Source organism: Burkholderia ubonensis subsp. mesacidophila, assembly GCF_002097715.1.
GTDB lineage: Bacteria > Pseudomonadota > Gammaproteobacteria > Burkholderiales > Burkholderiaceae > Burkholderia > Burkholderia mesacidophila.
Genome location: NZ_CP020738.1, coordinates 231,569 through 257,546 on the forward strand (window position 1 = coordinate 231,569; position 25,978 = coordinate 257,546).

Consider the following 25,978-nt stretch of genomic DNA (forward strand, 5'->3'; position numbering starts at 1 on the left):
GCGATGAACGCCGCGGAAGCGATCACCATGACCCGTGCGTAGTGAGCGACGGGCATATTGGTCCGATGTCGCTGGGTCGTCCTTGCCAGCTTCCCGTCGATCTGTCCGGATTCGACCGCATCCGTTCCATTTCACCCAGAGTGCTAGGATGATTGAGCACACGCAGAAAGTCATCATGGACGATCTCACATTCAGTACCAAAACACACTTCGCACGCATTCGTGTGATGGAATCTGCGTGTGGTTTGTACCGAGGCTAAGTGTATCGGCGCCGCGACACTGAGGGACCGAACGATGATCCGCCATACCAGACTGACACCGATCGAGAGCAGTACGGTCTCGCGCTCGAAGACGCCAAGATCCTCGCGCAACGTCTGCTTCGCTAGTTCGAGTCTTAAGCCGATGACTCTTCGCGTCGTTGGGTCGTCTTAGGTAGACGCCGCAGCCACTGGAGGAGTCACGTATGTCGGGTCAGCCGTCCATGATCGAAAACCATCTGCTAGCAGCATTACCGGCAGATGATCTGGCGCATATTTCTCAGCAGCTCGCGTTGGTTGACATGCCGTTGGGGAAGGTGCTGTACGAGTCGGGTGGTGCTCTCAGTCACGTCTATTTTCCGACGACGTCCATCGTGTCGCTGTTGTACGTGATGGAAGACGGTTCGTCAGCCGAAATTGCCATCGTCGGCAACGACGGGTTGATCGGCATCGCGCTATTCATGGGGGGCGAAACAACCCCGAGCCGCGCGATCGTCCAAAGCGCAGGACACGCTTACCGACTCGATGCACGCATCCTGAAAGACGAGTTCCGTCGAGGTGGCTCGATGCAGCGGCTGTTGCTACGCTACACCCAGGCGCTCATCACTCAGATGGCGCAGACGGCCGTATGCAATCGGCATCACTCGATCGATCAGCAACTCTGTCGATGGCTCCTGCTCAGCCTCGATCGCCTGCCATCGAGCGAACTGAAAATGACGCAGGAGCTGATCGCCAACATGCTCGGTGTCCGCCGGTCGGGCGTGACGGAAGCCGCGCTGAAACTTCAGGATGCCGGGTTGATCCGGTACAACTATGGGCACATCGAGGTATTGGATCGCTCCGGGCTCGAAATGCGCGTGTGTGAATGCTACGGCGTGGTCAGGCGAGAATTCGACCGCTTGCTCCCTGATTTGAAGCGCCTTTAGAGCCGGCACAGAGGCCAGCGCGTATCCATGCCATCCGGTCCGTACGGCAGCGTACCGACTGTCAAAGCCCGCAGGCGCATGGTGAGACATGACGCACAGACTGCAGATCGGCCGCAGACTTCATCGAGATGGAAACGCCGTGATCGAAGTGGGCCGTCGCGAACCGTATCGCTTGCGCAGTTTTATCTCGACTCGGGCGGCGCGAGCCAAGCAATGACGAAACTGGGGTTGTGGAGGGAGCATGTTGATGAACGATTACCCGAAACGGGAAAAAAATGCGAAGGACGGGCAACAAGAGCAGGCGGAGGCACGCGCGACCGACGATGGAATGCCCGTGGTTCACCCGGAGCGGCAGGGAAGCCATGCCCGTTCGTGGAAAGCCGTCACACCCAAGCAACGTATTTCCGATGCAAGGAAACGTCTGGGCATGGGTTTTCTGTCGAACCTATAACGTAGGCGTAGCAAAACTCCGCGCTCTCAAACAGAACGTGGAGCCGCCCCAGCAAGGCGGAACTCGAAGCCGGCCAAGCGCCGGCTTTTTACTTTGGCACGTCGCTCGTTACGACAAACGGCGCATGCAAAGCTTTCCCGCATCAGTGAAGCGACGCAACCCGGGCAGATGAATCCGCTGAGTCGCGTTCGGCAGCTACGCCAAGACAAGTTCGCGGCAGGAGGACCGCAACGCTGGTACGCCAATTCCTTCCGTACACTCAGCCACCAACGCTTCGCGGCTTATATGGCGCGATTTCGCCACTGCATCGATCTTTTCGACGAGTTGCTTAGGGAGGCATAGCAAGACCAGCACCGAACACGATGTCGGCCGGGCAATATCGATGAACCTCCAGATTCCCTCGCCGTCGTCGATGCACGACGCCTGCAATGCCGCCATGTCCGTTGTAGGGGACGGAACGAGGCGCGCGCAATGGTCATACAGTTCATTGACCCGGTCGTTTGCGGCGTCTGCCAACTCGCTGTACGAGTTGCCCTCCACGTCCACGCCGGGAAAATCCGGCAACCATCCGCGATAGCGTGAGCCTCCCTGTCGGGTGATAAAAATGGGGTATTCCACGATCAGCTCCGAGATTCCTGCGTGACATCTATCATTGTTCTTCCCGGGGCTGGGTGTGTCGGTACGCTAGAGAACGATCTCGACGGATCCGTCCTCATGCAGGTACGTTCCGCATCCCGACTTGCCGAAAATCGGCGCGACGAGCGCGAGAGCGCCTCCCTTCGGGATTCGATGCCGCCAGTTTTGCGCATCACTCACAACCGCGGCCGCTCCGTAGCCCTATCCGGGTACGTCACCGTACAGATTTGCATCGCAATCCGGTGCATGTTCACGATCAGCGCCCAAACCTCCGATGCCTGGGCGCCAGAGGCAACCGGGCGAGTATGTGTAGTGCTTCGTGACTCTTGCCCGAAGTCGGCATCACGGAATGGAGCACCACCATGAATCCCGTCACACTATTTCTTTCCACCGCCTTTTTGTTAGCGGCGCTGGCCGTCGGCACCTTGGCCAATCCGTATCTCGCGTTACCCCTCTTCATCGTCGCCGTTCTTATCGCACTCTCCGTGAAAGTGGCCAATGTCTGGGAGAAGTTCGTGATCCTGCGCGTCGGGAAACTGCAGAGCGTCAAGGGTGCCGGTTTTTTTATGATTATCCCGATACTGGACAACGTTGTCGCGGTGATCGACGAGCGTATTCAAACGACTGCGTTCAACGCACAGGAGGCCCTTACCAGAGATACGGTGCCGGTCAACGTCGACGCCATCATTTTCTGGCATGTACACGACGCGCAGAAAGCGGCACTCGCCATCACTGATTACCGGCAGGCCATCGATCGCGTCGCGCAAACCTCGCTGCGGGAGATGATTGGTTCATCGATGCTGGCCACGCTGCTCTCTGATCGAAAAGCTGCCGATGCACACCTGGCAGATGAGATCGGCAGAAAAACCGCAGATTGGGGTATCACGGTACGGTCCGTGGAAACCCGGGACGTAGCGATCCCCGTCGCGCTGCAGGATTCGATGTCACGGCAGGCGCAAGCCGAACGCGAGAAGCAGGCGCGCGTGATACTCGGTTCCGCGGAGGCCGAGGTGGCGGCGAAATTCGTCGAAGCTTCGCGAGTCTATGAAAATCATCCGGCCGCACTTCAATTGCGGGCAATGAACATCATCTATGAAACGACAAAGGAGCGCGGGGCCACGATCCTGATTCCGAGTTCGATGGTGGACAGCTTGAACCCTGTTCTGGCGTTGGCAATTGCCGGGCATGACGTGACGGAGTCGACATCGCCGCTGACGCTCAAGACAGCGGCATAGCCACGCAGATAGTGCGTGTCGCTCGTGGCATTCGATGCGAATCGGAAGGCGCACTCGCCGCCACGACGAAGCCCGCGCGATACGAAGGTGACTCGGAGTGCGACCGTCATGTCGGCATTTCTTCTGAACGGTGAGCTGAGACTGTCCTGGTGGCAGCTTGTCTGGGTCGTGCTCGCGCTCACGCATGTCACCATCATCAGCGTGACGGTGTACCTGCACCGCTGTCAGGCGCACCGGGCGCTGGATTTGCACCCGGGCGTCAGCCACTTCTTCCGGTTCTGGCTGTGGTTGACGACCGGTATGCTGACCACGCAGTGGGTCGCGGTGCATCGCAAGCATCACGCCAGGGACGAGACCGGGGAAGATCCGCACAGCCCGCGAATCCGGGGCTTCGCGACCGTGCTGCTCCGCGGCGCGGAACTGTATCGAGCCGAAGCGCGGAACGAGGAAACGCTACGCAGATATGGGTTGGGCACGCCAGACGACTGGCTCGAACGCCACGTCTACGCTCGCTATCCGAATCTCGGCGTTGGGCTGCTGGCTGTGATCGACGTCGGGCTGTTCGGGCTACCCGGCGTGTCGGCGTGGGCGATCCAGATGATGTGGATTCCGTTCTGGGCCGGCGGCGTGGTCAATGGTTGCGGCCACTTCAGCGGTTATCGGAATTTCGCCACGTCCGATGCGAGCACCAACATCTTTCCGCTGGGCATCCTGATCGGCGGAGAAGAGTTGCATAACAATCACCACGCGTACGTGACGTCCGCCAGGCTGTCGAACCGATGGTTCGAGTTCGACATCGGCTGGCTGTACATTCGCCTGCTGGCAGCATTGAGATTGGCGACCATTCGGCGGGTAGCAACGAAGCCGCGCCTGTTCCCGAACAAGGCTGTGGTCGACGACGCGACGCTGCAAGCGATCATCCGCGACCGACATGAAGTCATGGCCGCCTATGCGCGCATGTTCGAGCGCGCCTGCCGGTGGGAGCTGCGCCGCATCAAGGACATGAGCCGCGACGACAAGCGCGCGTTCGCGCTTGCTATGAAACGGTGGCTGCGCCAGGCCTGGGGCTATCGGGACAAGCCCGACCTGCAGGCGCTGACGAGCCGCAATGCCAGCCGGCGAATACGCGTGTACGTGGATATGTATGAGGCTTTGCTCGAGCTATGGGCGTGGTCACACGCATCGCGCGAGCAATTGCTGGTCCACTTGCAAAATTGGTGCCGCTACGCGGAGCAAAGCGATGTCACCGCGATCGCCGATTTTTCGATACGCCTGCGGCGGTATACCTGATCCCGGAACGTCCGCGACGCGCCATGCGGGATCGGCGCGCAACAACGCGAGGGGCGAGCGCCACCCTCTGGCGGCGTCGGGAGCAACGCTGCGCCACTACTTCACCAGACGGTCGGAATCTGAATAGCGCCACTTGCTCGCATTGGAATTGATGCCGGCGTAGTCGCGGGTACGCTTTTCGTCCCGTTCGATATCGGCTCGGGCCAGATCGTCGCGCTCCTTTTCTCGGGTCGCCTGATCGCGCCGATCAGGTAACGTGCTTGGATAATATTTCATAGATCCTCCGAAGTGAGGTGTGCTCGCGTAGCGAGGGGCCGCATCGAGTCAGATCGCTCGAACAGGATCGCGGTCAGATGCACGGGTGTTGGGCACAGGATGGGCGCGTGGGAAGGGGAAGTCGGTACGTTGCCGTGCAGTGGCTGCTCGAGCCGTTTCAAATCAGGAAGCAGGCGGTCGAATTCGCGTTTGACCAGGTCATAGCATTCGCACACGCGCTTTTCGAGCCCACGCCGGCCAGCACCTCGACACTCACGGTGACGTCGACAAGCAATTCCAGTGGTCGTTGCCGACCCGTTTCGGTCGGTCAAGCGGTGCTGCGCTCAAAGGCTGCTTCCAAATGTTGAGCGGCCACCCAAAAGCCTGCTGCGCTACGACGCATAGACGACGCTCGGACCGGATCCCGAAGCAGTAGCCCACAATCAATCATGAGGATCATGAGCTCTGGATCGGCCGATGGCCAACCCATCGGGCTGTAGAACGGCGCGAGATGGTGGCGCAGATCGCGCGGATCCAGAAAGTGATCGATACTTCTCAGCAGGTGTTCACGAGGGGCGTGACTAGAGCGGTTGAATTTACCGCTCAGCATGAGGCTGCCATAACCATGCCCGCCCTGGTTGAACGATCGAAGATGTACGTACCTGCAGGCACGCCGCCATCGACGATTTGTCGGACTGAACGCCTTCGCAAATAGACCTCGTTTCGAATAAGCTGCTGAGCTCGCGGTCCGCAAGGAATGTGCACGGTGGTGCAGTCAGAGAGCGGCCAGTAACCGGAGTTGATGTTCGCTTTCGGCCCCGCGAACCAGTGCGTAGGCCCGCATCTCCATGCGCTCGAGGAGCGAAATGGATTCGGAGCCGGAAAAGTCGCTCCATGCGTCGTCCGCGATCGAGGTCGGCGCGCCGCGGGCTCTCGCGAACGCTCGCAGGAGAAGGCTTGCCTCGCGGCGCAGGACGTGGCGGTCAGCGTTCAGAACATACGGCGGATAGTCAGTGCGCAAAACGAGGTAGTACGGAATCGCATTGCGATCACTTTGCATGGTGGCGATACCAGTGAGGAAGAATGCGTGCGTTCAGCTTCTCGCGTCGCGGTGGCCGACCGCTGCGTTTGACCGAACGAAGAAATGTGCCGAAGGATACTCTCCGCCTGTACCATTTTTCTGAAACAACGACGGTCAAATCGGCCATCAACGAGAGAGCAACTCGCAGCCCGAACAAATCAGCTGATGCCAGACGCCAGCAGCGTTTTCACATGTCGATGACCGAAGCTCCGCTCACCTTTCCGTCGACGATGTCCATTCCCTGCTGCCGGGCGGCACGCCTTGCCATACCGAAGTCGGAGAATGCATTCGATTGGTCCAGCCTGAAAACACGGCTCGCGGTGGAGGTTGCTATCGCGCCCGGGCGACATATCCGTACCGCAATGTCATACCCTTCGGCGTAACGGGAATGTCCGTCAAAGCGACTGAATGTGCGGGCGAAGACGAGGGGATGAAGTTCGTACCCCTTGTAGAGAAGAAGCAGGTGTGTCGACATGTTGGTCACTCCACAGGGGACGACTCACTATACCCTCGAACGAGCACCGTAGGGCGGGGCAGAGACTGTTACCAGAATTGAATTGACCGAAGGTGCCCTCGCGCGTATCGCGATCACGAGGTCTGCAAAGCGGATTGCTGCCCGTACATGACGACGGCTATCGGCCTCGTTCCTCCTCCTCTGTACGCAGCGATCTCGTCTAAACCATTATGCCGGGGACCGTTGCTCATCCCGGAGGCCAGGGGAGGGAATGACGAGCGGGAGTCTTGTCCAGCAGGCCTCCCGCCCCGCGCTGTAGCAATTTTGCATATGGGCCGCCGGTCAATGCGGGGCGATTCGCGCGAATCACTGATCCTTCGTAACCGCAATGTGTGTCTCAAGCTCCGGCTGTGCCGTTGCCAGTAGCAGCAGCGCCGCTCTGCCGAGCTTGCGTGCAAACTCATCATCGAGCGCCCCGCCGAAGTCAGCAAGCGTCCGCGGCATGACGAATGCATCGCGGCGCAACTGCTCGACCGCATCACGCGATATCGTACAGGTTTCAATCTGCCGACCGCCCACGTCGTATGTGATGATGGCGCGTTTCGGGTTCGATGTCTCCATCTCCGCCCGAACGAGGTTTTTCATTTCCGCCGCCGCAGCCGGCTTAGCAGCTCAAGCGCCACCGTGTCAGCGTCGTTGTTGATCATTTCCGCTCGCAACAGCAGGCCGCCAACACGGACGGCTGCATCCCAACTATCTTCTGTCATTGCCTGATGGTTGCGTGCAAGCTGCTCGGCAAGCGTCAGGAGCGCCGCCATCCTTGCTGACTCGCCAGAAGTCCGGCGCTCCTCCCTCCCGGCAATTAGCCGGAACAGACCAAGGACCGACTCGGCGGTAACGGAGGGGATAGTCATTCGGACTTTATACGCCCTTTCGGTCCGCCCCGCCCATATATTCGCTCTAGCCCCCGAACCTGCCTAGTACCGCCTGGCATACCCCTCGCGATACAGCGTAGCGCCGATTGACGTCAGCAGTGCGATCTCATCCTCACTCAATCGACTCCATGCCTCCGCCAACCAGCCGGCGAACCCGGCACACGCATGGTCCAGATCGGCGGCCGCCTTTCCCTCTGCGTTCATCCGCTCGAAGGTCGTCATCACGTCATGTGGCGTCATAGTCGACTCCTTGTGTGCTTTCAGCATAGTCGATCGGCGGCTTTCGCCCCCTACTCGGTCGCGCGCTCGATGTTCGCTGTCTGGTGCGCCCGTGGCCACAAGCCGAAACCGGCCAATAGCGGCTCGACCTGGTGTCCCGTTCCGTTGACGTCGACATGCTACGCGCATATGGATCGGTTAAGGCCTACCTGCGCCATGTCATCGCTCGCATCGCCGATGCATCCCGTGAACTGCGTCGGCCAGTTGCTGCCATGGGCCATCGCTGATCAGCCTTGCTCCAATATCGTTTGAGCGCCTCGCCATATCCATTGGCAGTCCTTTATGAATAGTCGATCACGAACGGCGACATCGAATATCTGAGACGGCTGAAACTCCGTTCTGAGGGAATCGGCCGATCGAGTGTCATGGTGACGTAGGCAACCAACGACAGCTGATGGCCGCCTGTTGCCCGCTGCAGCGACGTATGAAATTTGATCCGACGAATGAGCGCTGCGGTCACGGCTCTCATGGTCGCAATGGGACTACACTGAAGACGCTATAGCAGGAGGAGACAGTGATGACAGACTCTGACCCCCAAAGCACCTTCCAGGGGCTGCCGCTAACCGCGGAGCAGGACGCGGAAGTGAGGCACTACATAAAGGACCGAACCAGGCGTGGCCTGCCGTGGGACACGCCGGAGCTGAGCGCGATGCTCAAGGACATGCTGCTACCACCGGGTGACGGCAACAGCGATGCCGACTCCCCGGAAGACGAAACGAAAGCGGCCGCTGAGCGCGCAACGGCGTCGGTTGACGAAGCGATGGAACCGATCGAGGCGAGTGAGGAGCGGAATGCGGCCATGGAGTCGGAAAGCATGAAAGGCCCCAGACGATAAAGCTGCAGGCAATGACGCTTGCTTCCTGGTAGCTCCGTATTTGGGGGATCGTGAAGTATTCCGCATGGGTTCGGTGCGCATGATTCCAACGCTTGAACGGGTGCCGTCGGCCCCCGTGACATCGAGCCCCGCGACAACTGCGCTGAACACGAGGGGGCCGGATATGCGGCTGATCGAACCGGATGAACACAGAGACTTTCTGGCGACCCTGGAGCGCCGCGGTTTGGCAGAGGGCGACTTCGATCTGCAGGAAACGGATACGACCGACCCGAAGGGTGACGAGAACCTCGGTCTACAAGGCTATGTCACCATAACCAGGTTCTCGACGCAGATTACGAAGGAATACGTGATCGGCGACGAAAGCGACTGGCTACAGCATTTCAGGAAAGATCTTGAAGCGGGTGCCTTCGATAGACTGAAATGAATATCCCGACGCGACGCGCCGCACTCGGGAGGAAGTTCGCGACCGTTTGCTTGCAGAGGGTGGTCTCGACCGGGGGATCCGTCACGTCGGCTGTTCTGAACATCACGGAGGGCGCCGGCCTGCGTCATCACCGGCACCAACAGTGCGGCGGCCGTCGTCAACGGCCGACTTGTCGAGAACTAACTGACCGCTGTGTCGACCGGGCCATGCCGGAGGGCAGCCAGTTCGTAAAAGTGTTGACGGAAACGCTGGGCGCAGCTTGAGGAGGGAAGGCGCCGAGACAGACGCGGACCACTGCAGCATGATCACCGTACTACACGTGGTGACGAGCCCATTTTAGGGTGTGCTTGCTGCCTTTGTCTGAGGCCAGGCGTCTTTCCAGACAGGCTGACGATGTCCGACGTTGCAGGGCGACGTCGGACATATTCGATGTCGGTACAATCAGTACATCTTCTTAGGCGGCAGCGAGCGACGTATCTGCTTGCGCAATCTCGTCGCGGCCGCCGCTTTCCTTCGCTTTCGGGTCGCCGTCGGCTTCTCATATGCCATGCGCGCACGCAACTCCTTCAACAGGCCCGTGTTCTCAATGGAACGTCTAAAGCGGCGCAGTGCGACTTCCACAGGCTCATTCGGTTTCAGTATTACGGTAGTCAATTTCGACCCTGGTTGCGATCCGGACGGTGGCGACAAATGCAAACCAAGCGCATTCACCGATCACCATTGGCACGATGGATCAACTGGAAATTAACGACGGCGTGCCTGGCTTCATTCCGTCGAGAAAGGTTGCACCCGCTGTGGAAATGGCGCAGGTCTGAGCGGTAGGGCTGGCGGAGGTCGCCATCCTGGTTCCTTATGGTGTTTAGGATGGCGAATGTAATATTGAGCGCTTCACGTACACTCTTCCCCTGCGGCTCCCAAATTGCTGGGCGGTTGGCGTGCCACCCGAAGTTCAATTCATCAACGCTGGGAGATCATCGGCCACATGCGCGTCGAGCCATTCGAGCGCCCAGTTTTTCGCAAAGGCAATCGCATCCTCGCGCACGTCGAAGCCAGCCAGATCTCCGCTCAGTTGAACGTCACACTCACTGCCGTCTGCGCGATTGATGCTGATCCGCGCATGCGCCATGTATTCGCCGTCGGCCCTGCGCGGTGTCGGGTCGATATGGAATCGGGTTGAATCGAGCTGCATTTGTGTTCCTCCTTCAGTCGCTGCGGGGGCTAGTGGCCACCGCGAAGCATTTCGTCGCAAGCAGGAACGTCAAAGCTTGAGGAGTGCCATGATCTGGCCTGCTTCCTGGTCCGATTCGCAGCTCGCCATCCCGCCTTTGCGCAACAACGCGCGGATCGAGAAAAACATCAGGAACGCGTCCTCATCGATTTCATGGCGACGATCGCGAATTACGCCGTCCAGCTCGGCGCGAGCGTCAAACGGCAGGAACTCCTCGATGACACCAGAACCATCGTGTCGAATCCATTTCAAGAGGTCTTTCCTGTTCATATCCAGCCTCCCGACGTTGCCGGCGCGCCATGCGCCAGGCGTGTTTGAGTCTGTGGCGGTGCCGCGGACGCAGAAGCAGGATGGACCGAGGAGGAGATCAGGACGCGTTATCCAGTACGCTCATGTCCCGTAGACACGCATCGATCAGGCGCTTCGCATACGCAGTCGATACGCGTTGCGCTCGTCCGCATTGCGCGGTTTCGATGAGAGGCCCGATCACGTTCGGGGGGGGCGCCTTGAGTAGCGCGGGAATCGGTAGCGAGTCAGTCAACACATGCATCTTACGCCCATTGGCGAACTTGTACAGCGAAAGTTCCGCGAGAACTGCCGCGTGGCGTGCTGCACTGATTGGGTGCAGGGCGGGCCGGCTCAGCCAAGTGTGAACAATCTCCGATACGCGAGAGGATGGTGCCCTGATGGAAGCGTCGAAAATTCACTTAGAAATTCGAAGCAACTCAAAGCCAGGAAGCCAAGGGCGTACAGCCGGGGCGAGCCTCGCCGATCGCGGCATGTTCTTGCGCGGCCACCCGAAATGCGCTGACCGAAACAGCTTGACAGGGTGTTGGGCCCAGCGTAGGGTGGGTATCCGAAGCCTTCAAGAAGCGCGATTGCTGCTCATCACTGACCGCGGAACGCGGTATTCGTTGTCCTCTCCCTCCTTGATCCTTTTTCGTGCATCCCTATCGGGGTGCATACATTCGTTCAATATCAGGAGAATTTCCATGGATACCGGTACCGTCAAGTGGTTCAACGACAACAAGGGTTTTGGCTTTATCACGCCTGACAGCGGCGGCGACGATCTGTTTGCGCATTTCTCGGAGATTCGCGGCGATGGCTTCAAGACGCTGGCTGAAGGTCAAAAGGTCAGCTACGAGACGAAGAGCGGGCCCAAGGGGCTGCAGGCCTCGAACATCATTCCTCAGTAATCCACATCATTCGCCGGTCCTTCTTGCGGGATCGGCCACGCAGTGATCGGTCGGGGGGCTTTCGCATCCGCAGCAGGCGCTCCTAGTCCTGCTGCGGCTACCGTTTCGCCTCAAGACGACCCTCGCGGATAAGTGCGAACGTACACCACAAGGAAGAAAGTGGCGGGATGCCGCGCATCCGGCGGCGAACGATCGGACGCTCATTCATCGTGAGTTCGCGATCGACGCATACAGAGGTAACTTCGACCATGAGTCAGTTGCGTAACAAGAAATCACTCACGAGACCACGGCGCTCCAAGGATTTGCCGGTGCTCGGCGCGGCACTGAACTGGGTGCCACCCAAGGCACCCTCTGCGCCCGCCAAATCGAGCGGAAAGAAGCGCTCCACCGAGAAGCGATAACACGGCACGTTAGCGCCCGGACGAGGTGCGGCCCGCATGTCGCGTTGGTACGCGCCTCCATGCATGGGCGTTTCCGACATTTGCACTGAAACCGCTCTCCGTGCTGGGGACCGGAGATCCGCACGCCGCTGCGATTGCGGCGCGTCACATTGATTGGAGAAATTGATTTGGCAAAGGAAGAATTGCTGGAACTGGACGGCGTAGTGGATGAGGTGCTTCCGGACAGCAGGTTTCGCGTTACCCTGGAAAATGGCGCGGTCGTTGCAGCGTACGCATCGGGCCGCATGCGCAAACATCGCATCCGCATTCTCGCTGGCGATCGGGTCAGGCTGGAACTGTCGGTCTATGACCTGACCAAAGGGCGTATCAATTTCCGACACAAAGACGAACGGGCTTCGCCCAGTTCGCCTCGAAACCGATTCGCTCGACGCTAACCTGTTCGAGTGGCGAGCCGCCACTCGCGTACGGGCGGCAGCAACCCATCTTGACGCATTCACGCGGCGAAGCACTTAACGCCGCTTTGCCAATCGCAGCGGACAACCTTGCCGACGGCGGCACATCGAGCCTCCGTCGTGACATAAAGCCAGCGTCCGTGCAGGGAATTCGCTGGATCATCGCCGAAGTATTCGATCGACGCTACATGGCGCTGACACGCGTCGGAAGTGTGTTGGTCGCAGAAAGCAAGCGTTGGACACGTGCCGAGCAACGCGCGTATGATCGATGCATCAAAGCGCAGTCGCCAACCGACCAATCCTCTCGACCGCGCGCCGTACCCCCTGCCATTTTGTTGCGTCGCGCCCCGTCCGCGCGCCTTGTTTAATCCCTTTGCCCTTACCTGTCGCGGTATGTAGCGCCGATACAGGATTGATTGCGCTCGCCTACGCAATTCGCTGCTATCAATCACCAGGAGTTCATCATGAGTATGCATATCTATCGCGGATTCGAAATATATCCGTTGATTTACCCTCACTTTCAAGCAGGCGCTGGCCGTACGCACAATTACGAAGCCGGTTTCGACGCGGCGGTCAAGGTTTGCCTTCGCGGCACTGCCACCACGCTGACCCGGAGCCAGACCTTCAAGCTTGTCGACGGTTCGCCGTTTGCCAGTGCCGGTGACGCACGCCGGGCTTCGCAACGTTATGCAGAAGACATCATCGACCAGAACCGAGGCGAACATTGGATGCTCGACGCAGTACTTTGATGTGGATCTCTGTTGTGCAGCAATGCATGGGAGCGCGCGACAATCGGAGACGCGCGTCCCGAACTGAAATTGCGCAAGCCGACGCCATGCTGCCGGTCAACGGAAAACTCGCGTCGAAACACCAACATTCCTTTCTGTCCAGTGCTCTCAAGGCAGATCAACGGACGAGCGGCCGCATTGTGCAACTGCCGCGCTACGCGCCGATGGACGTCGTGTTGCCAATCGACGCTGCGTAACGACCAAGCCGGACCAAGCCGGCCGAGGCAGGTTCAATCGATTCCTTGCGTCTTTTCGTGCCCCTGGACTTGTTCTTCGAGCAAAGTGCGCGCGAGCGCTCGAGCGGCGTCACGCGCTTCCACGTCCGTCGCAAAATCCCCTTCGGTATCGTATTGCTCAGATGAGCCTGGATCCTCTCCAATGTGGTGCAAGTGGACGATTCCGCGATAGCGCCCAGACACGGTCTTCATCACGCGAAGGCGCGCCACGTGCGTATGGGTTGTACACACTTCATCATCCACGATGCCTTCCTTGCCAAGACCCCGGGTGAGACAACGACATAGTCGACTTCACCCGCACGGCCTGCATCTGTGCGTTTGATCCCCGGTAAACTTCGGTAAGGCGGGGTTATCGCCGCCAGCGCGGAGATTTCAATGTTTGCGGTGCATCCACCCCAAGTGATGGGAATCCAACCACTGAACGACTTCCATACTCGGATGTTCGCTCCGGTAACGGCGCGCCAACGCGACTGCAACCACCGCGACCACCACGAAACCAACCACCCAACCAATCATCGACTGAGTCATGACAGCCTCCTTGTGGAATGCAGCCATGACTGAATTCTAGGCGTCTTGGGGGAAGGATTCTCAAGTCCTGCGCCACGCCGCGCGGCCGAACCACCTCCACATACACGATCCTGGGGAAGGTACGCCCGACCTCCACCTGATCGGTAGCGCCCCATATCCAAGGATCTGGTTCGCAAGCGATTAAGCAGGTCATAGACTGGAAAAGAGTCGCGTCGGAAAGCGAACCGCTGCTGTCTCGGCACCAGGATGTCGGCAAACGCGCGCTCATGCGTCTGACGACAGGCTGCGGTTGATCAGCCGCCGGGCCAACAGGCGCCATCCGATCGCGTAGACGCCACCGACACCCAGACGAATCGCTTTCCTCAGGTCGCCCGGGTGATAGGGGCGCATGCTCGGTCGAATCCGAGATATCTGCCACCATGCGTCAGGCGTCGAGGCGGAAATCCTGTTGACGTACGAGTCGCGGCGAGGCCTGACCGTCACGCGGCCCACACACCAAATGATCATGGAAACTGTACTCGATGCGTGAAGCGCTCGAAGCCAAGGCGGCGAGCCCGGCAGCGCAGCATGCATACCTGCCCGATACAGACGCCGTTCGCGACGCCGTCCCAATTGTGCGCTACACCCGATGTTGAGGTCCGCAAACTACCGTTCGTTGTGTGCGAGCGGGTGCGAAGTACACACTTTCGCGCGGACATACGGACGAATGGGAGCGAAAAAGAAAATACCCGCTCACCAAGCGGGCATTTGAAGAGGTGGGGCGGGAACATACCACGGAACCACGTCCAATCCGGTAAGCCCTGCATCGAGCGATGTGACGTAACGCAGCAGGTCTTCGATGCGCCCTTCTGACACGAACTGCTCGGCAGTCTTGTAATCAAAGGCCGGCAACGGTTCACTGCGATATCAGAAGAGCGTCCTCTGAACATCGCCGGAGATACCGGTAGCCGCTCGGATGATCCGAAGCGCGTCCCGAAGGAACTGCTGCACACTTTCGGAGCCCGCCAGGCGGCTCACCGTATTGCGATGTACGTGGGCCAGCCGTGCGAGCGTCAGCATATCGATATGAAGGCAATAGCAAACCGGCGAGCCGAAATGATTGGCGTGGTGCTATCCGGGTCTCGCAAGGACGCCATGAATTGATCGAAACTGCTTGGCGGCGCTGAGCCGCGGGCGACATCTGGGTCCATAGCAGGTTACTCGGTGCACACGATTTGCGTCCCATCAGGTGCTTGCGCGCATCTCTGAGGTGGCGTTCGTCGCCAAATTCTGCCGGGATACGCGACGTAGATGGGCAACCTTCCCAAGGGACGACTTTTCGGAGAATTCCCGTGCCCGAGGACACTTTTTCTGAGACGGGTGCCATGCGGTTGTCATCAGAAAAGATGCCCGCAGTCTCAATTTATCCCGGGCAGGCCGTGGCCGCGGCCGTCGTGCGGCGCGCGATCCGCTCCAGCTCGTCGAGCAAGTACCCGATCAACCGGGAACGCCCGTCACGTGAGAGGACATCGTCATCCGCGACGATGCGGATGTGGTTGACCCCGTCGGACCGATCGACGCCAATGGCCAGGTTGACGGGATAGTGAAAGCGATCCTGACCTTCCCAGTTCGACGATTCCAGCCGCCCCGGCCGTTGCACGCCATCGAAATTGGTGAAGTTCATCGAGTAGCGGAAATCGCGTCCGCCGTGCGCATGCAGGATGCGCGACAGCGGGTAAAGCGAGAAATCCGCGACCGTGTTCAATTCACGATGCACGTCCACCAGATCCTGCTCGACCTCCGCCGCCGGATCCACCCGCATCGAGAACGGCAGGATGTTCCAGTACAGCCCTGCGGATTCCAGCGATCCGTCGATGTCGGCCGTCCGGCCGTTCGTCACCGCGCCGAACGTGACGTGTCGATCGCCTTCGAGCGCCGCGATCGCCCGGCACGCGGCCACAAAAAAGGCCGCCTTGGTCTGCACGCGCAACCCCTGGCACAGCCGGTACAGCGCGTCGACGGTGCGCGCGTCGATCGCGCCGTCCGTTTCGCCGATTCGCGCCGCCCGCCTGCCGGGCGCGCGCAGGAAGCCGGGATTGATCGCGTAGTCGGCCCAGAACGCGCGCGCGCGCGTCGAGCGGCTCATGTCCTGCTGCGCCAGCACGTAAGCATCGAACGGATCCGGCCGCGACGTGGTCGGGCGTGGCGGCTGCCCATAGCGGTCGAGCGCGTCGGCGAGCAGCCGCTGCTGCCCCCAGCCGTCGTCGACCGCGTGATGCGTCTCGAGCGTCACGCGGGCGCGCCGCGGCGACACGCGCGTCAGGCTGGCATACAGCAGCGGACTTTCCGCGTCGAACGGATTGATGACCGTCACCGCCTGTCCGCCCGCACCCGTCGCCGGCCGCGCGTGGCCGGCGGGCGAGACGGTGACGGCCAGCCTGGGCCGGCTCGCGCGCGTCCTGACGATCCCGCCGTCGCGCCGGGCGAACACGGCGCTGAACACCGGCTGTTCCGACAAGGTCTCGACCAGGCAGCGTCGCAGCGCGTCGACGTCGATCTCCGCATGAGGATCGTGCACGTCGAACGATTGAACGACGTGATAGACGCCGTTGCGGTGGGCGAGATTCTCGTCGTAGGCGTTCAGCATGATGGTCTGCATGTCCGACGCGCTCGCGCTGCCGCGGGCGGCCGGCGCGGCGGCGGGCGGATCGGCGCGCTTGCACGCTGCCGCGAGGTTCGCGACGTTGCCGTGCACGAAGATGTCCTGCACGCCGACACGCCACCCGGCGCGCGCCATCGCGAGCGCGAGATCGACGGCCCGGATCGAGTCGCCGCCGGCTTCGAAGAAATCGGTGTCGATCGATGCGTGCGGGCTGCCCAGCACGGTTCGCCAGATCGACAGCAGCGCCGCCTCGTTGTCGGACATGGCCGTGTCGCGACGCGCCGACAGCGCGACGGAGCGCGCCCGCATCGTGTCGAAATCGACCTTGCCGTTGCGCGTCAGCGCGACCGAGTCGATCACGTAGAAATGCTGCGGCATGCAGAAACCCGGCAGCCTGCGCCCGAATTGCGCGCGCAGGTCCGCGATCGTCAGCGTGGCGCGGCCGTCCGGCATCACGTAGGCGTCGAGCACGTCCACGCCGTCGACGGCGCGCGCCGACACATAGGCGTCCTGCACGCCGTCGCACGCGCGCAGGGTCGATTCGATCTCGCCGAGCGACACGCGAAAGCCGCGCAGCTTCAGGTAGCCGTTCTTTCTCGACACGTAGGCAACCCGGCCGTCGGGCAAATAGCGCGCCAGATCGCCGGTGCGATACATGCGTTCGCCGGGGCGCCCGGCGAACGGGCAGGGCACGAACGCATCGGCGGTCAGGTCGGCTCGCGCGTGATAGCCGCGCGCGAGCCCCGGCCCGCTGACGAACAGTTCACCGACGACGCCTGGCGGCACGGGTGCGCCATGCTCGTCGAGGATGTACATCCGCAGGTCGGGAATCGGGTCGCCGATCAGGCTCTCGCTGGCCTCCAGCTCCGTGTCGGGGTCGACCGGATGCAAGGTCACGTGCACGGTCGTCTCGGTGATGCCGTACATGTTGACGACGACCGGGCCCGCCGGGCCGGCCAGCGCGTACCAGCGCGCCAGTTGCCGGAAATCCAGCCGCTCGCCGCCGAAGATGATCAGCTTGAGCGTCGCCAGCCGGCGAAATGCGTCGGGATACTGCTCCAGATAGGCGCACAGCCGGTAGAAGGACGACGGCGTCTGGTTGAGCACGGTGATGTTCGCGCTCGCGATGAAGTCGCACAGCGCGGCCGGGTCGCGGATGTCACGTTCCGCCGGAATCGCCAGCAAGCCGCCGTACAGCAGCGCGCCCCAGATCTCCCACACCGAGAAATCGAACGCGATGGTATGCAGCAGCGGCCATGCGTCGTCCTCGGAAAACTCGAAGCTCGGCGCGGTCTCGTGGAACAGGCGCATCACGCTGCGGTGCGAAATCATCACGCCCTTGGGTTGGCCGGTCGAACCGGACGTGTAGATGACGTAGGCCAGCGTGTCGGGATGAACCTTCGGCATCGGCGCGACGGGGGCGGCGTCGGCGAGCGCCGCGTCGTCGTCGATGACGACGATCGGCGCGCCGCCGGCCCGGCCGAGCGATTCGGCGCGTTCGAGCGCATCGCGCGGCGCGACGATCGCGCCCAGGCCGGCTTCGCGAACCAGCTCCAGCAGGCGCGCGGGCGGATAGCCAAGATCCAGCGGAACGTAGGCTGCTCCGCATTTCATCGCGGCGAGCATCGAGATCACGGCTTTCGGCCTGTCCTCGATGACGACGCCGACCCGGTCGTCCGGCGCGATGCCGGCGCGGATCAGGCGCGCGGCGAGCCGGTCGCTTTGCGCGTCCAGTCCGCCGTAGCTGAGGGTGGTCGTGCCGTACGCGAGCGCCGGCGCATCGGGGCGGGCGCGCGCGACGTCCCGGAATCGTTCGCTGACGGTCAGCGCTTCGTCGTTCATGATGGGCACCGAGCAGGCAGGTTGAAGGTCCGCCCGGCGGGCGAGACCGGGCGTTCAGGCGACGCCGTACAGGATGTCGGCGGTTCGCCCGTACTCGCGTTCGAGGCCGCCGTCGTAGGCGAGATTCAGCACGCTGCGCCGCGCGTCGGACGCGATCGGCGTCACGCGATGCAGGCATGCGCCGGCGTCCAGCAGGTAGCAGTCGCCCGCGACGTGGTGCTCGACTTCAATGCGACCGTGCGCGCCCGCCAGCGCGACGCCGGCTTCGATGTCCGTGTCGGCGTCGAGCCGTTGATCGGCACAGAATTCGCGCCAGTTGCGGATGAATTCGACATTGCCGCCCTCGTCGCGACGCGGCGACTCGAGGATGACGACCAGCGCGAATTGCGGATCGTCGAGATGCCAGCCGTGCGTGTCGTGAACCGATTCGAGATAGTTCGCGACCATGAATTCCGCCTGATGGCGGACGAAGCACACCTGGCCGCGCGCGATGCGCCCGAGCGCCGCGCGCAGTTCGCTGTTGCCGTACAGCAGCGCCAGCGGCAGCGATTCGTCGACGATGCGGTCACCGCCGATGACGGACAGCCGGCGCGGGGTGTTGTATCCGGGCATCGTGAACTCGCGCCGCGTGCTGGCGGCCTGGATTCGCGCGACCTCGCCCTGGATGAACGCAAACGCGGCCGAGGTGAAGAAGCCCGGCAACTTCACGTATCCCCGCGAACCGAAGTCCGCCGCCAATGCCTCGATATTGACCGGGTCTCGATAAGGGCTGGCCACCGGATTGCTGACCAGCCAGTCAAACAGGGATTGATTGTCCATATCTGCTCGCACGCGACGAGGTTGTTCGGTGCGCGTCGTGCGTCCCGCCAGCGGCGGCCGGCGACGCGACGCGCGGCTTCAGCTGGCCGCGATGCTGGCGTCCGACAGGCATTCGGTCAGCGCGTCTTCGATCCTCGCTCCGAGATCGGCGAGCATCGCGAAGGAATCGAGCACGAAGTATTGCTTCTGCAGCTTGAAGGTGTCGTAGTCGGACGCGAAGACTCGCGCGAAATCGAATGGCGCGACCCGGATCCGGCCGCTGTATACCGCGTCGCATTCGGCGGCCGAGGTGGCGATGGCCGCGCCGAGGATCTTGAGCCGGCCATGCTCCATCACCAGGCCGGTCTCGATCGCATACCAGTACAACCGCCCGAGAAGCCGCAGCGCCTGCGGATTGTCGAGGAACTTCAGCGCGACCCCGGAGTACGCATCCAGGAAGCCGCTATAGACAGGGCTGGTCAACAAGGGCAGATGGCCGAGCGAATCGTGGAACAGATCCGGCAGCACGGAGAACTCCAGCTCCTCGGGCTGCCTGAGTTCATGGGCGATGGGGAATATCCGACGCTGGAGCATCGGATAGAACTCGTCGCTCGGCAGCAATCCGTCGACGGCTCGCACGCCCCAGCCGCAGGCGCGGCGCACCTTGGCGTCGATGTCCTCGATCCGCTCCGCCACCTGCTGCGTGAAGCGCAACTGATCGAGGCCGGTCTTGAATTCGCGGCATCCGTGAAGCGACAGGCGCGCGACATAGCCACGCATCAATTCAAACCAGGTGCGATCGTCCTGCCGGGGATCACGCGTGCCGGGTGCCATGCCGCTTCCGATGTCCATGCAAACTCCCTGTTCGAAGATCGTGTCACTCACGGGTGCCGGCCGAAACCCGTTCGGCCGGCGCTGGCGCGGCGCCTGCGTTGCGCGCCGAACGCAAGCCGGTCCTGGGCTTGCGGAACGACTGGACGTCGAGCGCTTGCAGGACCGTGCGATCCGGATCGGCATGCATCGCCGCGAGCAAGGCGACGAGGCTGTCGAGGAAGCCGCGCGCGGAATGCTCGAGAAAGAGGTCGGCCGCGTATTCCACGGAGATCGTCATGCCGTCGGGGCCGTCGCACAGCGCAAACGACAGGTCGAACTTGGCGGTCTGCGCGGGAAGTTCGATTTCGCGCGCACGGATGCCATCCAGTTCCCACATCCGTTCGTCCGTTTCATGGGTCACGCACACCTGGAACAGCGGATGCCACCCGAGCGAACGCGCGGGTTCGAGCGCCTCGACCAGCCGGTCGAACGGCAGATGTGCGTGATCGAGCGCGTCGTGCACGCGTTGCCGCGTGTGCGCGACGGCGTCGCGGAACGTGGCCTGTTCGTCGAAACGGGTGCGCAACACCAGCAGGTTCGCGAACAGGCCGAGCGTATTCTCGAACTCGGGACGGCCGCGGCCGGCGACCGGGTAGCCGATGCAGATGTCGCGTTCGCTGCTGATCCGGTGCAGCAGCGCGCTCACGGCGGTCGCGAACAATACGAACGGCGTCGTTTGCAGGGCCTTGACCTGCGCCGCAAACGCTGCCGTCGCATCGGGCGACAGCGCGATCCGCGCAACGCCGCCGGTGTGGCTTCGCACCGGCGGTCGCGGCCGGTCGAGCGGCAGGTTCAGCAAGGCCGGCGCGCCGCGCAGCGTGTCGCGCCAATACGCGAGATCGCCCGGCAGGTCGCCGTGCGCGTAGACGTCGCGTTGCCATCTCACGAACTCGCGATACTGGCCGGGCGTGTCCGGCAGGACCGGCGCCCGCCCGTGCCTGAACGCGCGATAGAGCATGTCCAGCTCGCGCGCCATGATCTGGGCGGACCAGCCGTCGACCACGATATGGTGAATGCCGAACAGCAGCAGGTGACGTTCTTGCGCCATCCGCACGAGCGTCGCCTGGAGCAGCGGCCCGCGTGCGAGATCGAAGGGCCGCACCGCGAAATCGCGCGTTGCGTCATGCAACGCGGCATCGCGCGCGGCGGCGTCGAGCGTCGAGAGATCCAGCCAACCCAGTTCGAACGGCTCGGCCGCGCCAATGTGCTGGTGGACCTGCGCGCCGGTTTCGATGAACGTGGTTCGCAACGCCTCGTGACGTTCGATCAGCAGGTCGAATGCCGCGCCGAGCGGTGCGGGATCGACGACGCCATCGAATTCGAGGACGTACCGGATTGCGTAGGACGAGTTGCCGGTGGTTGCCTTGTCGATGAAGTACAGGCCGAGCTGCGGCGCGCTGAGCGGCTCGGTCGCGGGTTCCCGGTGCGCGTCGCCGCGCGGCCTCGGCGTTTCCGCGGCGACGGGCTCGAGCGCTTCCGCGCACTCCGCCAGCGACGCATTGCCCAGCAGCACGGCGAACGGCAGCTTGTGGCCGAGCTCCCGCGCACAGCGCGCGGCGAGGCGGATCGCACTCAACGAACTGCCGCCATTGACGTAGAAACTCTCGTCGGTGGCCAGCGCGTCGACGTTGAGCAGCGCGCGCGTGAGCGCGAAGAACTGCGCGGACAGACCGGTTGCCGCGCCGCCCTGCGGCTCGGGCGTACGGCCCGGCTCATGAGCGTGTGCGCGCAGCGCGGCGAGATCCGGCTTGCCGTGCGACGTCAACGGAATGCCCGGCACCGCGTAGATGCGCTTCGGCGACAGGTAGGCCGGCAACCTGTCGCTCATCCATTGCCGGATCGCCCGGACCGACGGCTCCGGGCCGTCGCGCTCGAGCACGACATACGCGACGAGGCGTTTCTGTCCGAGCCCGTCCAGTTCGACGTCGACGACCGCTTCGTTGACGTCCGGGTGCTTGAGCAGTTCCGCCAGCACCTCGCCGAACTCGACGCGAAAGCCGTCGATCTTGACCTGCCCGTCGCGTCGGCCCTTGTAGCGGATGTCGCCGCGCGCATCCCGCACGCAGATGTCGCCGGTACGGTACAGGCGGCTGCCGGGCGCGCCGGCGAAGGGATTCGGCACGAACCGTTCCGCCGTCAGATCCGGCTGGCGGTAATACCCCCTGGCGAGACCGGCGCCGCCCAGGTACAGCTCGCCCGGCACGCCGACCGGGACCGGTTGCATGTCCTCGTCGAGAATGTGCGCGCAGGTGTTCGCGAACGGCCGCCCGATCGGCACGTCGCCGTCGCGCAAGTCCTCGTCGCGGACCACGTGCGTGCAGCTCAGCGTGGTGACTTCGGTCGGCCCGTAGCCATTGATCAGCTCGGCGCGCACGCCTGTCTCGCGCAAGCGCAGCAGGGCGGCCGCGTCCGCGCGATCGCCGCCGAAGAGGATGTGCTCGACATCGACGAACATGCCGGGCATTTCGTGCGACAGCCGCGAAAGCAGCGTGCTGGCGAAGTTGATCGCCCGGATCCGGTGGCGCTGCAGGAAGGCACTGAATTCGGCCGGGTCGAGCATCAGGTGATTCTCGACCAGCGCCACCGTGCCGCCATGCAGCAGCGCGCCCCAGATTTCGAGCGTGGACGGGTCGAACGACGCGCTCGCGAGCTGCGGGATGGTCAGGCCGCGCTCGAACGGCAGGAACGGATTGTCGAGCACGAGCCGGGCGATCGCGCGATGATCGATCGCCACGCCCTTCGGACGACCGGTGGAGCCGGATGTGTACATGATGTACGCGAGCTGAGCGGGCGTCTCGAGGCGTGGCGGGTTCGCGGATTCGTCGGAGCAGGCCGCCGGGTCGGGCGCCACGGGGGCGAGCTCGACGAACGTCAGCCCGCTCGCGGCATCGAGCAGCGCCGTGCGGAACTGCGGCTCACGGACGACGATGGCGATGCCCGAGTTGTGCAGCAGGTGGTTCAGGCGTTCGGCCTGATAGTTGGAATCGAGCGGGACATAGCAGCCGCCCGCCTTCAGGATGCCGAGAATGCCGACCACCATGTTGAAGCCGCGCCCGGTGAGGAGCCCGACCGGCGTCTCGGGGCCGACGTGGAGCGCCTTCAGCCGCCACGCAAGCCGGTTGGCCAGCGCATTCAGCGCGTCATACGTCAGCTCGTGCGCGCCGTGGACGAGCGCCGCGTGCTCGGGCGTGCGCGCGGCCTGCGCCTCGAACAGCGTGGCGATCGACGCGGACGGCAGCGCCGGGGTCGGCCCGGTTCCCATCCGCATCAGCCAGTCGAGCGTGGCGTCGTCCAGCAGGCGCAGGCGGCCGATCGGCTGGTCGGGATCTCCGGCGGCGCTGGCCACCAGGCGCATCAGTTGCGCCAGCATCCGGTCGATCGTGGTGCGCTCGAACAGCTCGGTGCTGTACTCGGCCTTCAGGCGCCATTGCTGGTCGGTGTCCTGTTCGATCGCGAGCAGCAAGTCGAACTTCGCCGTGTGCGTCGGGATGTGGGCGTCGCGCGCACGCACGCCGTCGAGCACCCAGCCCTGGTCGTCGGCTTCGTGGGTCACGCAGACCTGGAACAGCGGATGCCATCCGAGCGAACGCGCCGGCTCCAGCACCTCGACCAGCCGATCGAACGGCATGGCGGCGTGATCGAAGGCGTCGAGCACCTGTTGCTGCGTGCGCTCGACCGCCATCCGGAACGTCGTTGCCTCGTCGACGCGGCTGCGCAGCACCAGCATGTTCGTGAACAGGCCGATCGTGTCCTCGAACTCGACGTGATGGCGCCCGGCGACCGGATAGCCCACGCATAGGTCGCGCTCGCCGCTGAGGCGATGAAGCAGCACGTTCGCGAGCGTGGCGAACAGCACGAACGGCGTGGTGCCGAGTGCGTCGAGCAGGGCGGCGAAACCGGCCGCCGCGTCGGGCGGCAGATTCGCGCGGACGAGGTCGCCCGCGTAGCGCCGGACGGCGGCGCGCGGCCGGTCGAACGGCAGGTTCAGCACGGTGGGCGCGCCGCGCAACGCGGCCTGCCAGTAGGCGAGGTCGTCCGCCATCTCGTGGTGCGCGTAGCGCTCGCGCTGCCACTGCGCGAACTCGCGGTACTGCGCGGGCGGATCGGGCAGGTCGGGTGTCCCGCCGCGCCGGCATGCCTGGTAGAGCGTGTCGAGTTCTTGCGCGAGCACCTGTGCAGACCATCCGTCGAACACGATGTGGTGGATGCCGAGCAGCAGCAGATGGCGCTCGCGAGCCAGGCGCACCAGCATGGCCCGGATCAGGGGGCCGCGCGCGAGATCGAAGCCGCGCGCCGCGAAACGTTGCGACAGCGTGTCGACCGTCGCCGCGCGCACGTCGTCATCGAGATCTGCCAGGTCCTGCCAATCGAGCTCGCAGCGCGCGGCGTCGCCGATGCGCTGATGGACCTGGCCGTCGATCTCGACGAAGCTCGCCCGCAGCGCGTCGTGGCGCGCGACCAGGCCGTCGAGCGCCGCGGCCAGCGCGCCGCGATCGATATCCGCGGCGAATTCGAGCGTGTACGGCACCGTGTACAGCGCGGCGGCGGCGGCGATCCGGTCGAGGAAATACAGCCCTTCCTGCCCATACGCACACGGAAACAGATCGGTCGTTTTCATGGGTGAGCGCCGCCGGCGACTTAATCGGTCGAGTAATGCAGGTTGATCGGACGCCAGAACAGCGCGGCGCCCCACAGCAGGGTCGCGCCGACGCCGGCGGCGCCCACCAGGTAGAACGCGGGCGCGTAGGCCATCGTGCCGAACAGTGCGCCGCCCAGCAGCGATCCGACGGGTATCGAGCCCCAGACGATCAGGCGGATGGCCGAGGTCATGCGGCCGAGCAACGATTCCGGCGTGACTTCCTGGCGCAGCGTCATCTGCATGATCGACGCGATCGTCGAACTGCCGCCCATCACGGCAAGCGCGAGTCCCGCGACGATCAGGTCCGCCGGCGCGGACGATTTCGCGAGCGGGATCGCCAGAATCGACGCGACGGCGATCAGCTGCGTGAGCGCCAGCGTGGGCAGGGAGCCGATCAGGCGTCGCAGGGCAGAGGTCAGCGGCGCGCTGACGAGCGCGCCGATGCCGAGCGCGCTCAGCACGAAGCCGATCTCGGCCGCCGACGCGCCAATATCCCGTTGCAGCCACAGGTAGAGGCCCGGCAGCAGCGCGAAGTAGGCGATATGCCAGATCACGCCGCCCAGCGCGATCAGCACCAGCAAACGGTTCGTCAGCACGAACGCGAGGCCGTTCTTCAACGCGATGAAGAAATGCTCGTCGGCGGGCCGGATCCGCTCCTTTTCGGGTTCATGCCGAACCAGGCAGATCATGACGAACGACCACAGGTATGACACCGCGTCCAGCAGGATCGCGCCCGGCGCGCCGATCAACGACATGATCGAGCCGGCGAAGCCGGGGCCGACGGTTTCCGCGACCGACTGCACCATCGCGAGCCGGCTGTTGCCTGTCGACAGTTCGTCCTTGTCGATCACGGTCGGCACGTAGGCCCAGAACGCGGTGTCGAAGAACACGGTCAATGAGGAGACGGCGAAGGCGATCAAGTACAGCGCCGCGGCGTGCAGCAGGCCGAGCCAGTAGAGCACGGGCACGAGCAGCAAGATCAGGAAGCGCGCGAAGTCGCATGCGATCAGCAGCTTGCGGCGCGGCATCCGGTCCACCAGCACGCCGGAGACGAGACCGAACAGCACCGTGGGAAACCCTTCGAGGGACAACAGCAAGCCGAGCTCGATCGCGGAAAAATGCAGGTTCTGAACCGCGAACAGCGGAATGACGATCTGCGAAATCTGGCTGCCGATCGCGGATGTGCCGTGGGCCATCCACAAAAAGCCGAACGCCTTTCCCAGCTTCTTCTTCATTGAACGAGATTCCCGGCAAGTACGGAAGGCGCCGACCATGCGTGAAGCGAGGCGGCCGCATGGG

The 25,978-nt window shown here is 63.0% G+C and carries 27 protein-coding genes and 3 pseudogenes; 10 read left to right on the forward strand and 20 right to left on the reverse strand.

Translation table 11 applies throughout. The features are described from left to right. The first annotated feature begins 462 nt into the window (after positions 1-462). Together B7P44_RS18610 and B7P44_RS18615 are read left to right on the forward strand one after the other, a co-directional pair. Positions 463-1,182, forward strand: a complete 720-nt coding sequence (locus B7P44_RS18610; RefSeq protein WP_084907118.1) for a Crp/Fnr family transcriptional regulator — start codon at positions 463-465, stop codon at positions 1,180-1,182. Positions 1,183-1,423: 241 nt separating this feature from the next. Beyond that, on the forward strand, positions 1,424-1,633 hold the full coding sequence (locus B7P44_RS18615; protein WP_231716774.1) for a hypothetical protein: 210 nt from the start codon (positions 1,424-1,426) through the stop codon (positions 1,631-1,633). Positions 1,634-1,828: 195 nt separating this feature from the next. Here B7P44_RS18615 and B7P44_RS18620 read toward each other — a convergent pair whose 3' ends face one another. Beyond that, positions 1,829-2,251 (reverse strand): type II toxin-antitoxin system HicB family antitoxin, encoded by a 423-nt coding sequence (locus B7P44_RS18620; RefSeq protein WP_084907120.1) that lies wholly within the window; start codon positions 2,249-2,251, stop codon positions 1,829-1,831. Between the two features lie 380 nt (positions 2,252-2,631). On the opposite strand from B7P44_RS18620, the gene B7P44_RS18625 reads away from it, so the two are divergent. After that, positions 2,632-3,504, forward strand: a complete 873-nt coding sequence (locus tag B7P44_RS18625) for a slipin family protein (protein ID WP_084909889.1) — start codon at positions 2,632-2,634, stop codon at positions 3,502-3,504. A gap of 108 nt (positions 3,505-3,612) precedes the next feature. Continuing rightward, entirely contained in the window at positions 3,613-4,794 is a 1,182-nt protein-coding gene (locus B7P44_RS18630; protein ID WP_084907122.1) for a DesA family fatty acid desaturase, read from the forward strand. A 96-nt stretch (positions 4,795-4,890) separates the two neighbouring features. Here B7P44_RS18630 and B7P44_RS18635 read toward each other — a convergent pair whose 3' ends face one another. From B7P44_RS18635 to B7P44_RS18670, 8 genes and pseudogenes are all read right to left on the reverse strand, one after another. After that, entirely contained in the window at positions 4,891-5,070 is a 180-nt protein-coding gene (locus B7P44_RS18635; RefSeq protein ID WP_084907124.1) for a hypothetical protein, read from the reverse strand. 149 nt (positions 5,071-5,219) lie between these two features. Further along, positions 5,220-5,306: pseudogene (locus tag B7P44_RS36415) on the reverse strand (Crp/Fnr family transcriptional regulator); the annotation flags it as partial. A 115-nt stretch (positions 5,307-5,421) separates the two neighbouring features. Then, positions 5,422-5,659: pseudogene (locus tag B7P44_RS18645) on the reverse strand (transposase); the annotation flags it as partial. A gap of 165 nt (positions 5,660-5,824) precedes the next feature. Beyond that, positions 5,825-6,109, reverse strand: coding sequence for a hypothetical protein (locus tag B7P44_RS18650; RefSeq protein ID WP_084907129.1), 285 nt, complete (start codon positions 6,107-6,109; stop codon positions 5,825-5,827). Positions 6,110-6,317: 208 nt separating this feature from the next. After that, the gene (locus B7P44_RS18655) at positions 6,318-6,605 is read right to left on the reverse strand and encodes a hypothetical protein (protein WP_084909890.1); all 288 of its coding nucleotides are present in this window, start codon (positions 6,603-6,605) and stop codon (positions 6,318-6,320) included. A 345-nt stretch (positions 6,606-6,950) separates the two neighbouring features. Further along, positions 6,951-7,229, reverse strand: coding sequence for a hypothetical protein (locus tag B7P44_RS18660; RefSeq protein ID WP_084907131.1), 279 nt, complete (start codon positions 7,227-7,229; stop codon positions 6,951-6,953). Next, positions 7,226-7,402 (reverse strand): hypothetical protein, encoded by a 177-nt coding sequence (locus B7P44_RS37520; protein WP_231716775.1) that lies wholly within the window; start codon positions 7,400-7,402, stop codon positions 7,226-7,228. The genes B7P44_RS18660 and B7P44_RS37520 overlap by 4 nt, the downstream gene beginning before the upstream one ends. A 159-nt stretch (positions 7,403-7,561) precedes the next feature. Beyond that, a complete protein-coding gene (locus B7P44_RS18670; protein ID WP_084909891.1) occupies positions 7,562-7,759 on the reverse strand; it encodes a hypothetical protein in 198 nt (65 codons plus the stop codon). A gap of 556 nt (positions 7,760-8,315) precedes the next feature. Here B7P44_RS18670 and B7P44_RS18680 point away from each other — a divergent pair. Together B7P44_RS18680 and B7P44_RS18685 are read left to right on the forward strand one after the other, a co-directional pair. Beyond that, positions 8,316-8,633, forward strand: coding sequence for a hypothetical protein (locus tag B7P44_RS18680; RefSeq protein WP_084907135.1), 318 nt, complete (start codon positions 8,316-8,318; stop codon positions 8,631-8,633). A 163-nt stretch (positions 8,634-8,796) separates the two neighbouring features. Continuing rightward, the gene (locus B7P44_RS18685) at positions 8,797-9,057 is read left to right on the forward strand and encodes a transcriptional regulator (RefSeq protein ID WP_084909892.1); all 261 of its coding nucleotides are present in this window, start codon (positions 8,797-8,799) and stop codon (positions 9,055-9,057) included. Between the two features lie 441 nt (positions 9,058-9,498). Here B7P44_RS18685 and rpsU read toward each other — a convergent pair whose 3' ends face one another. The 3 genes from rpsU to B7P44_RS18700 form a co-directional block, all read right to left on the reverse strand. Further along, positions 9,499-9,711, reverse strand: a complete 213-nt coding sequence (gene rpsU / locus B7P44_RS18690; RefSeq protein WP_084907137.1) for a 30S ribosomal protein S21 — start codon at positions 9,709-9,711, stop codon at positions 9,499-9,501. Between the two features lie 295 nt (positions 9,712-10,006). Next, positions 10,007-10,246: a hypothetical protein gene (locus B7P44_RS18695; RefSeq protein WP_084907139.1), complete on the reverse strand. Its 240-nt coding sequence runs from the start codon at positions 10,244-10,246 to the stop codon at positions 10,007-10,009. Positions 10,247-10,315: 69 nt separating this feature from the next. After that, entirely contained in the window at positions 10,316-10,555 is a 240-nt protein-coding gene (locus tag B7P44_RS18700) for a hypothetical protein (protein WP_084907141.1), read from the reverse strand. Between the two features lie 722 nt (positions 10,556-11,277). Between B7P44_RS18700 and B7P44_RS18705 the strand changes: the two genes are divergently transcribed. The 4 genes from B7P44_RS18705 to B7P44_RS36420 all read left to right on the forward strand — a co-directional run bounded on the left by B7P44_RS18705 (position 11,278) and on the right by B7P44_RS36420 (position 13,319). Further along, positions 11,278-11,481, forward strand: coding sequence for a cold-shock protein (locus B7P44_RS18705; RefSeq protein ID WP_084907143.1), 204 nt, complete (start codon positions 11,278-11,280; stop codon positions 11,479-11,481). Between the two features lie 568 nt (positions 11,482-12,049). Beyond that, positions 12,050-12,316 carry a translation initiation factor IF-1 gene (gene infA, locus B7P44_RS18710; protein ID WP_084907145.1) on the forward strand — a complete coding sequence of 89 codons (267 nt, stop codon included), beginning with the start codon at positions 12,050-12,052 and terminating at the stop codon, positions 12,314-12,316. Between the two features lie 482 nt (positions 12,317-12,798). Further along, positions 12,799-13,083, forward strand: a complete 285-nt coding sequence (locus B7P44_RS18715; RefSeq protein ID WP_084907147.1) for a hypothetical protein — start codon at positions 12,799-12,801, stop codon at positions 13,081-13,083. Beyond that, the gene (locus B7P44_RS36420) at positions 13,083-13,319 is read left to right on the forward strand and encodes a hypothetical protein (RefSeq protein ID WP_133118031.1); all 237 of its coding nucleotides are present in this window, start codon (positions 13,083-13,085) and stop codon (positions 13,317-13,319) included. Before B7P44_RS18715 ends, B7P44_RS36420 begins: the two co-directional genes overlap by 1 nt. A gap of 33 nt (positions 13,320-13,352) precedes the next feature. On the opposite strand, the gene B7P44_RS18720 is transcribed toward B7P44_RS36420, so the two are convergent. The 8 genes and pseudogenes from B7P44_RS18720 to B7P44_RS18755 all read right to left on the reverse strand — a co-directional run bounded on the left by B7P44_RS18720 (position 13,353) and on the right by B7P44_RS18755 (position 25,914). After that, the gene (locus tag B7P44_RS18720; protein WP_231716776.1) at positions 13,353-13,601 is read right to left on the reverse strand and encodes a hypothetical protein; all 249 of its coding nucleotides are present in this window, start codon (positions 13,599-13,601) and stop codon (positions 13,353-13,355) included. Positions 13,602-13,730: 129 nt separating this feature from the next. Continuing rightward, positions 13,731-13,886: a hypothetical protein gene (locus B7P44_RS37160; RefSeq protein WP_205128720.1), complete on the reverse strand. Its 156-nt coding sequence runs from the start codon at positions 13,884-13,886 to the stop codon at positions 13,731-13,733. A gap of 732 nt (positions 13,887-14,618) precedes the next feature. Then, positions 14,619-15,076, reverse strand: a pseudogene (locus tag B7P44_RS37530) (DUF2384 domain-containing protein). 212 nt (positions 15,077-15,288) lie between these two features. After that, positions 15,289-18,369, reverse strand: coding sequence for a non-ribosomal peptide synthetase (locus B7P44_RS18735; protein WP_084907153.1), 3,081 nt, complete (start codon positions 18,367-18,369; stop codon positions 15,289-15,291). Positions 18,370-18,423: 54 nt separating this feature from the next. Further along, positions 18,424-19,188: a HalD/BesD family halogenase gene (locus B7P44_RS18740; protein WP_133118030.1), complete on the reverse strand. Its 765-nt coding sequence runs from the start codon at positions 19,186-19,188 to the stop codon at positions 18,424-18,426. A 78-nt stretch (positions 19,189-19,266) separates the two neighbouring features. Further along, the gene (locus B7P44_RS18745) at positions 19,267-20,019 is read right to left on the reverse strand and encodes a hypothetical protein (RefSeq protein WP_157721078.1); all 753 of its coding nucleotides are present in this window, start codon (positions 20,017-20,019) and stop codon (positions 19,267-19,269) included. Positions 20,020-20,044: 25 nt separating this feature from the next. After that, complete coding sequence (locus B7P44_RS18750) at positions 20,045-24,733, reverse strand: non-ribosomal peptide synthetase (protein ID WP_133118029.1); 4,689 nt, start codon at positions 24,731-24,733, stop codon at positions 20,045-20,047. After that, on the reverse strand, positions 24,679-25,914 hold the full coding sequence (locus B7P44_RS18755) for an MFS transporter (protein ID WP_157721079.1): 1,236 nt from the start codon (positions 25,912-25,914) through the stop codon (positions 24,679-24,681). Before B7P44_RS18755 ends, B7P44_RS18750 begins: the two co-directional genes overlap by 55 nt. Positions 25,915-25,978: the final 64 nt, after the last annotated feature.

Bases quoted from the DNA above. Each gene is read 5' to 3' on its own strand.
- B7P44_RS18610 (WP_084907118.1), top strand. From the start codon at position 463: ATGTCGGGTCAGCCGTCCATGATCGAAAACCATCTGCTAGCAGCATTA.
- B7P44_RS18615 (WP_231716774.1), top strand. From the start codon at position 1,424: ATGTTGATGAACGATTACCCGAAACGGGAAAAAAATGCGAAGGACGGG.
- B7P44_RS18625 (WP_084909889.1), top strand. From the start codon at position 2,632: ATGAATCCCGTCACACTATTTCTTTCCACCGCCTTTTTGTTAGCGGCG.
- B7P44_RS18630 (WP_084907122.1), top strand. From the start codon at position 3,613: ATGTCGGCATTTCTTCTGAACGGTGAGCTGAGACTGTCCTGGTGGCAG.
- B7P44_RS18635 (WP_084907124.1), bottom strand. From the start codon at position 5,070: ATGAAATATTATCCAAGCACGTTACCTGATCGGCGCGATCAGGCGACC.
- B7P44_RS18650 (WP_084907129.1), bottom strand. From the start codon at position 6,109: ATGCAAAGTGATCGCAATGCGATTCCGTACTACCTCGTTTTGCGCACT.
- B7P44_RS18655 (WP_084909890.1), bottom strand. From the start codon at position 6,605: ATGTCGACACACCTGCTTCTTCTCTACAAGGGGTACGAACTTCATCCC.
- B7P44_RS18660 (WP_084907131.1), bottom strand. From the start codon at position 7,229: ATGAAAAACCTCGTTCGGGCGGAGATGGAGACATCGAACCCGAAACGC.
- B7P44_RS37520 (WP_231716775.1), bottom strand. From the start codon at position 7,402: ATGGCGGCGCTCCTGACGCTTGCCGAGCAGCTTGCACGCAACCATCAG.
- B7P44_RS18670 (WP_084909891.1), bottom strand. From the start codon at position 7,759: ATGACGCCACATGACGTGATGACGACCTTCGAGCGGATGAACGCAGAG.
- B7P44_RS18680 (WP_084907135.1), top strand. From the start codon at position 8,316: ATGACAGACTCTGACCCCCAAAGCACCTTCCAGGGGCTGCCGCTAACC.
- B7P44_RS18685 (WP_084909892.1), top strand. From the start codon at position 8,797: ATGCGGCTGATCGAACCGGATGAACACAGAGACTTTCTGGCGACCCTG.
- B7P44_RS18695 (WP_084907139.1), bottom strand. From the start codon at position 10,246: ATGCAGCTCGATTCAACCCGATTCCATATCGACCCGACACCGCGCAGG.
- B7P44_RS18700 (WP_084907141.1), bottom strand. From the start codon at position 10,555: ATGAACAGGAAAGACCTCTTGAAATGGATTCGACACGATGGTTCTGGT.
- B7P44_RS18705 (WP_084907143.1), top strand. From the start codon at position 11,278: ATGGATACCGGTACCGTCAAGTGGTTCAACGACAACAAGGGTTTTGGC.
- B7P44_RS18715 (WP_084907147.1), top strand. From the start codon at position 12,799: ATGAGTATGCATATCTATCGCGGATTCGAAATATATCCGTTGATTTAC.
- B7P44_RS36420 (WP_133118031.1), top strand. From the start codon at position 13,083: ATGTGGATCTCTGTTGTGCAGCAATGCATGGGAGCGCGCGACAATCGG.
- B7P44_RS37160 (WP_205128720.1), bottom strand. From the start codon at position 13,886: ATGACTCAGTCGATGATTGGTTGGGTGGTTGGTTTCGTGGTGGTCGCG.
- B7P44_RS18735 (WP_084907153.1), bottom strand. From the start codon at position 18,369: ATGAACGACGAAGCGCTGACCGTCAGCGAACGATTCCGGGACGTCGCG.
- B7P44_RS18740 (WP_133118030.1), bottom strand. From the start codon at position 19,188: ATGGACAATCAATCCCTGTTTGACTGGCTGGTCAGCAATCCGGTGGCC.
- B7P44_RS18745 (WP_157721078.1), bottom strand. From the start codon at position 20,019: ATGGACATCGGAAGCGGCATGGCACCCGGCACGCGTGATCCCCGGCAG.
- B7P44_RS18755 (WP_157721079.1), bottom strand. From the start codon at position 25,914: ATGAAGAAGAAGCTGGGAAAGGCGTTCGGCTTTTTGTGGATGGCCCAC.